3 protein-coding genes are annotated in these 1,911 nt (G+C 65.3%); all 3 read left to right on the forward strand.

Annotated features, from left to right (window positions below; all coding sequences use genetic code 11):
* The coding region (locus MUO23_06455) for an IS30 family transposase (GenBank protein MCJ7512597.1) at positions 1-247 on the forward strand (247 nt) is incomplete at its 5' end.
* 46 nt (positions 248-293) lie between these two features.
* Positions 294-1,139, forward strand: a complete 846-nt coding sequence (locus MUO23_06460; protein MCJ7512598.1) for an SAM-dependent chlorinase/fluorinase — start codon at positions 294-296, stop codon at positions 1,137-1,139.
* Positions 1,140-1,142: 3 nt separating this feature from the next.
* Positions 1,143-1,911 (forward strand): UDP-N-acetylglucosamine 1-carboxyvinyltransferase (locus MUO23_06465; GenBank protein MCJ7512599.1); only part of this gene is annotated, 769 nt, incomplete at its 3' end.

A 1,911-nucleotide genomic window follows, 5' to 3' on the forward strand; every position in this document is an offset into this window, starting at 1 on the left:
AAGGTTGCTGTCCATTCCGTTCTACTTCTGCCACCCCTACCACTCTTGGGAGAAAGGCACGGTTGAGAACACGAACGGGCTGCTTCGCCGCTATCTTCCAAGGAGTACGGATCTCAGCCGCATCGCCCAGGAAGACCTAGAAGCGATCGCCACCGAGCTCAATCACCGGCCACGAAAATGCCTCGGGTTCCGCACACCCTTCGAGGTACTATTCGACAGGTTCGTTGCACTTAGCTATGGAATCTAGCCTCCGCGGCGACTCGCTTCTTCCTTTAGAATCAGCCTGATCTTCGATGAGCCCATCCCTGATTGCTAGTGTGACAGACTTCGGCCACGACGACCCGTTCGTCGGCATCTTGAAGGGCGTCGTTCTGGGGATCTCGCCCTCCGCCCGCTGGATCGATCTGACCCACGCCGTTCCCCCCGGCGACATCCGCCAGGCCGCCCTGGCGATCTGGCAGTCCGCCGCCTACCTGCCCGCCGGCAGCATCCTGCTGGCCGTCGTCGACCCCGGGGTGGGCGCCGGCCGCCGGGCGATCGCTCTCGCCTGGGATCACCTGCTCGCCGTCGGGCCGGACAACGGCTTGTTCAGCTACCTGGCCACGGCTCGCCCACCCCGCCAGGTCATCGAGATTCTCCCGGATCGGATCGACCCACCGCAGCCTGTCAGCCGGACTTTCCATGGGCGAGACGTATTTGCCGTGGCGGCAGCCCGGTTGGCCGCGGGCTGGCCGATCGAGCGCCTGGGCGAGCCCGTCTCATCCATCGTCCCTCTGGCGTCACCCCGGCTTGAGAGCGATTCCGCACACCGCACACTAACGGGCGAGGTGATCCATGTCGACCACTTCGGCAACGCGCTGACCAGCATCGGCGCACTTCAAGCCGCAGGCGAGCGTCTGCAGCTGGAGCCCTGGCTCGCTCAGCTCCCACCCGCTTCCTATCCCGCGCCAGGCCTGTACGTCGTGTGGGCCAAGACCAGAATCCCATTCGTTGCCACCTACGCCGATGTGGCCATCGGCGCGCCGCTGGCCTACATCGGCAGTTCGGGCCTGCTCGAGATCGGCGTGAACCGAGGCCGCGCTGACGAGGCGCTCGGCGTTCGCTTGGACGATCGCGTTCAACTGTGTTACAAAGGATGATCTATGGCAGTCCTGCGAATCCAAGGCGGTCAATCTCTGCACGGTGAGGTCACTGCCACCGGCAACAAGAATGCCGCCCTTCCGCTGCTCTCCGCCTGCCTGCTCACCGATGAACCGGTGACCCTGTACAATGTCCCCGATATCGGCGACGTGCACAACATGCGCATGCTGCTCGAGAGCCTGGGCGTGACGATCGAGACCCTGGACACGCACAGCTGGCGCATTCATGCCGCCCAGGTGCGCCGGGCCGACCTGGATCCGGACATCTGCCGCAGAATCCGGGCCAGCATCCTGCTGGCCGGGCCGATGCTCAACCGCACCGGCGGAATTGATCTGCCTCCCCCCGGGGGCGACGTGATCGGCCGGCGCCGGGTGGATACCCACTTCCTGGCGCTGAGCAGGCTGGGGGCAGACATCCGCTATAGCGAGCGGGAGTTCACTGTGAGCGCCCCGCACCGCCTGGTCGGGGCAGACATCCTGCTGGACGAGGCCAGTGTCACCGCCACTGAGAACTCGATCATGGCCGCCGTCATGGCCTCCGGGCGCACGCTGATCCGCAATGCCGCTTCTGAGCCCCACATCCAGGACTTGTGCCACCTCCTCAACACCCTGGGCGGCCGGATCGCCAACCTCGGCTCCAACACGCTGACGATCGACGGCGTGGATCGCCTGCACGGCGGCGAGTTCCGCATCGGGGCAGACTACATCGAAGTCGTCAGCTACATCGCCGCCGCCGTCGTCACTGGCGGCAGCATTCGCATTCACCAGGCGG

The sequence above is a fragment of the Anaerolineales bacterium genome (assembly GCA_022866145.1).
Taxonomy (GTDB): domain Bacteria; phylum Chloroflexota; class Anaerolineae; order Anaerolineales; family E44-bin32; genus PFL42.

Bases quoted from the DNA above. Each gene is read 5' to 3' on its own strand.
- MUO23_06460 (MCJ7512598.1), top strand. From the start codon at position 294: ATGAGCCCATCCCTGATTGCTAGTGTGACAGACTTCGGCCACGACGAC.